A 3,676-nucleotide genomic window follows, 5' to 3' on the forward strand; every position below is an offset into this window, starting at 1 on the left:
CATCGCCGGTACGCCGGAGGTGTCCAGTTCATTTAATTGCTCGACGTAGTTCAGGATTGCGTTCAGGTCCCGCCGCATCCGCGGCTCTTCTTCCGCAGTCAGCTCCAGGTTCGCCAGCTCGGCAACCCTCCGCACGTCGTCGACCGACACGCTTGTCTGTTCGCTCATCGCGTTTCAATCCTCTTCATCTCAAAGTGTATCTCGCGCACCTTCACTCCTGCGATTCTGCTCAATTCTGCGGCGAGATGTCCGCTCATGGTCATCATCTGCCGCAGCCACGTCTTGTCAGCGACAGCAACGTGAACCACTTCGTCGGCATAGCCTGACACGACCCCATGCTCTGCCAGGACTTTGCCGCACGCCACCACCCAGGCAGCTGCCAATCTATCCTGCTCGGGTATGGCGCGCATACTGTTTCTCAATTCTTGTCGAAGCACATCGCGCATTCCTTCCATCTTCATTGCTCCCTGTGCGCAAGCATGTCCTGCGTCCATTGCGCCTGGTTCGCACGGTGGTTTGCTACCTCAATGGCAGCGGCCAGCACGCTTTCGACGGAAATTCGTTCCATGCAGTCGGTCGCCTGGCCGTTGAATTCAAATCCCAGATTTAAATATCCGCAGTCTGCTCCGCTGGACGAGACGCCTACAGCATGAGGGCCTATTGGTCCCCACCGCTCATTGTTTGTGGGTCCGTTCAACGAAACGGTTGGCGCGTCCAGAATCGCCGCCAGATGCATGGTTCCTGTATTGACGCTGACCACGACGCGGGCCCTGCGCAGTAGATGGGACAGCGAAATGAACCCGTCCGTTCCAACAAACGGCACGGCGCTCAGTCCCTTCTCCTTCATGCGCCGGACGAAGGGATCGATCCGCTCAAGGTCGCCGGTTGCACCGGTAATTGCAAAAACCGTCTCAGGACGGGCCAGCCCCTCTGCGAGCGCAATCCACCGATCTTCCGGCCATTCCCTCAGGTGGCTCAGCGCGCCTGATGCCCACAGGTGAAACACAACGATGTCCCGGCCTCCCGGCAGCGGCTCGGTCGCGGCAGCGGGGACCACCACTTGCGGCGCGAGACCCGCGGGGATATGCACCGCCCGCAACAAGGCCCGGAAGTTTTCCATCTCATGGCGGTCTGTGCGGTGCTCTACTTGAACGTCGTATCCCAGGCCGCGATATTGTCCCGGCGTCTGAAACCCTGCCGTAAGCCGTGCTCCCGACATCAGGCTGTAAAGTGCCGTCAGTCGCTGCCACGAGGTAAAGTCCAATAGAACATCGATGCCCTCGGCGCGTATCGTCTGGATGCTCTTCAACGGCTGCGTCATGTCAATCAACACGCGACGGTCTGCTCCCACAATCAACTCCGCCGCTGCCCGATTCTGCTTCATGTAGAAATGGACGATCTCAATTTCAGCCCCGCTTTGCCGATCGCACCACTCCCGCAGGTCCCGCAGCACTCCGGAGAACAAGAGCGTGTCGCCGAGTGCTGCTGAACACATTACGCCAATGCTGCGGACCTGTGCCGGCCATTTCCGTCTGCGCCCCGCCCTGAGGCATAGGGTCGCACTATTCAGCAGCGGAATCCCGAGCCAGTAGTCCAGCAGTCTGTTTTTTTTACTGCCTCTCCGCATGATTTCATTGTAGCGATACCTGCGCCCGCCACGATGCACGGTTGTCCTTGTCGCTGCGCTACACTATCCTGACGCGCACTGCTGGCCGGATTCACCTCGCTGGTCCTGAGCCGGGATTGGAATGCATCGAATGCCAGCTCTGCGCGCAGGAGCCTGATATTCGGAACGCGAACGCCCATCATGAGTAAACGCCCAACATGTGTCGTACTGGGCGGCAGCGGCTTTTTAGGACAGGCCCTGTGTTCCCGGCTGCTCAAGGCAGGCTATGCCGTCAGGTCTATCTCGCGTTCGGGACATCCTAGGACGGCAACGCGGAGCTGGCACTCCGAGGTTGAATGGATCGCCGCTTCGATCGACTCCGACAGTGCTGCCCGTGCTCTGGAGGGTGCGGACATCGTTTATCACCTCGCCAGTTCGACTCTTCCATCGACGTCCAATCTCGACATGCCGTTTGACCTGCAGGCCAATACCCTGGCAACGCTTCGGCTGTTGAATGCAGCGAGGATGCGCATTGGGAAGCTGATCTTCGTCTCCTCGGGGGGGGGGACTGTCTACGGGAGTCCGCAATGCAATCCCATTCCGGAAAGCCACCCGACAAATCCGCTCTGCGCCTACGGCATTCACAAACTGGCCATCGAGAAGTATCTGAACCTGTTTCAGCATTTGTATGGACTGACTTCCGTCACGCTCCGTGTCTCGAATATCTATGGCGAAGGACAGGATTGTGCCCGGCAACTCGGGGCGGTTGCTCACTTTACTGCTCATGCCTTGAAGGGCGAACCGATCGAGATCTGGGGAGACGGCTCCATCGTCCGAGATTATGTGCACGTAGATGATGTTGCCGACGCGCTGCTGAGCGCCTCCATCTATTCAGGCACACATTCTCTTTTCAATATCGGCTGCGGTGTTGGCACGTCTCTGAATGAGCTTGTTGAACTCATTCAGAGACGGGTTCCTCATGCGCTGAAGATTAACTACAAGCCGGGTAGAGGGTTTGACGTTGCCCAGAATGTGCTCGATATAAGGCTTGCATCCGTCGAGATGAACTGGAGACCGATGATTGGGATTCAGGCTGGGCTGGAGAGAATGCTGAACAAGAAAGCCGATGCAACGCCAGGCAGATAGAGCTGGTCTTGCGTCGTCATACTGTCTGGATGTGTCTCAGGCGCAAAGCCTGGGAACCTAATCCGGGTTTTGCTCAAGCGAGTCGATGTCGATAATGCCGCCATCCAGGAGTGCACCGTCGAAGACGTCCTGGCATTGCACTACGCCCTTGAGTGTTCTCCAGAAGATGCTTCGATCAAGGCGGAAAGAAGCATGGCGAACATAGTCAAGGTCAATCTCAATCGTTTCGCCTTTGGTCAGCTTGTCGCGTCCGGTGATCTTTGACAGGCAGGTGACGCCCGGCTTGACTGAGAGGTATTCGGCTTTGCTCGCGCCGTACAAGTCGAGCACGTCGGGTATCTCAGGCCGCGGGCCGACGAGTGTCATCGTGCCCATGAGGACATTGAGGAAGTTAGGCAGCTCGTCGATGCTGGTCTTGCGGATAAAAGATCCCACGCGCGTGATGCGGGGGTCTTCTTCGTAATGAAAATGGAAGTTGAGGTCGCCAAAACGGGTGTAATCGTACAGGTGCGGAAACCTCTTCCGTGCGTCGATGTACATGCCGCGCAGCTTAATCATTTTGAACGGTTTCCCGCCGAGCCCGATTCGTGTTTGAACAAAGAACGGGTTCCCCTCAGTCTCGAGGCGCACGGCAAGTGCAGCCAGGAGCCAGACAGGCGCTGTGATCAAGGCCAATACAAATCCCAGAGTGATGTCGAACGTTCGCCGCGCCACTCGTCGTTGAAGACTCTCCTGCTTGATGTAGAGTAGGTCGTCGCAAGATGGTGCTTCGAGAACAGCAGCCTGCGACTGGGGAGATTGATATTCCGTTACCATTTGGATCCCATATCTGTCTGGCTCGTGCGCGCGCTCGTTCGGCGTCACACCGGGCCATACCGTTGTTCGTGCTCACTCAGTTTCGCGACGGAACGATCATGTACCCAT

At 57.5% G+C, this 3,676-nt stretch carries 5 protein-coding genes; 1 reads left to right on the top strand and 4 read right to left on the bottom strand.

Going from position 1 to position 3,676, the window contains the following annotated elements; translation table 11 throughout:
- The 3 genes from gatC to VFU66_RS03510 form a co-directional block, all read right to left on the bottom strand.
- Nucleotides 1–168, bottom strand: a 168-nt coding sequence (gatC, locus tag VFU66_RS03500) for an Asp-tRNA(Asn)/Glu-tRNA(Gln) amidotransferase subunit GatC (protein WP_326444851.1), incomplete at its 3' end; no start/stop codon positions are given.
- Nucleotides 165–461 (bottom strand): DciA family protein, encoded by a 297-nt coding sequence (locus tag VFU66_RS03505; protein ID WP_326444847.1) that lies wholly within the window; start codon nt 459–461, stop codon nt 165–167. The genes gatC and VFU66_RS03505, both read right to left, overlap by 4 nt.
- Nucleotides 458–1,495, bottom strand: coding sequence for a glycosyltransferase family 9 protein (locus VFU66_RS03510; protein WP_326444848.1), 1,038 nt, complete (start codon nt 1,493–1,495; stop codon nt 458–460). Before VFU66_RS03510 ends, VFU66_RS03505 begins: the two co-directional genes overlap by 4 nt.
- A gap of 312 nt (nt 1,496–1,807) precedes the next feature.
- Here VFU66_RS03510 and VFU66_RS03515 point away from each other — a divergent pair, with 312 nt between their 5' ends.
- The gene (locus tag VFU66_RS03515; protein ID WP_326444849.1) at nt 1,808–2,752 is read left to right on the top strand and encodes an NAD-dependent epimerase/dehydratase family protein; all 945 of its coding nucleotides are present in this window, start codon (nt 1,808–1,810) and stop codon (nt 2,750–2,752) included.
- Between the two features lie 57 nt (nt 2,753–2,809).
- Here VFU66_RS03515 and VFU66_RS03520 read toward each other — a convergent pair whose 3' ends face one another.
- The gene (locus VFU66_RS03520) at nt 2,810–3,616 is read right to left on the bottom strand and encodes a sugar transferase (RefSeq protein ID WP_326444850.1); all 807 of its coding nucleotides are present in this window, start codon (nt 3,614–3,616) and stop codon (nt 2,810–2,812) included.
- Between the last annotated feature and the right edge of the window lie 60 nt (nt 3,617–3,676).

The sequence above is a fragment of the Edaphobacter sp. genome (genome assembly GCF_035763405.1).
In the GTDB taxonomy this organism is placed as follows: Bacteria; Acidobacteriota; Terriglobia; order Terriglobales; family Acidobacteriaceae; genus Edaphobacter.

Coding starts and splice junctions, on each gene's coding strand:
- VFU66_RS03510 (WP_326444848.1), bottom strand. CDS start 1,495: ATGTGTTCAGCAGCACTCGGCGACACGCTCTTGTTCTCCGGAGTGCTG.
- VFU66_RS03515 (WP_326444849.1), top strand. CDS start 1,808: ATGAGTAAACGCCCAACATGTGTCGTACTGGGCGGCAGCGGCTTTTTA.
- VFU66_RS03505 (WP_326444847.1), bottom strand. CDS start 461: ATGAAGATGGAAGGAATGCGCGATGTGCTTCGACAAGAATTGAGAAAC.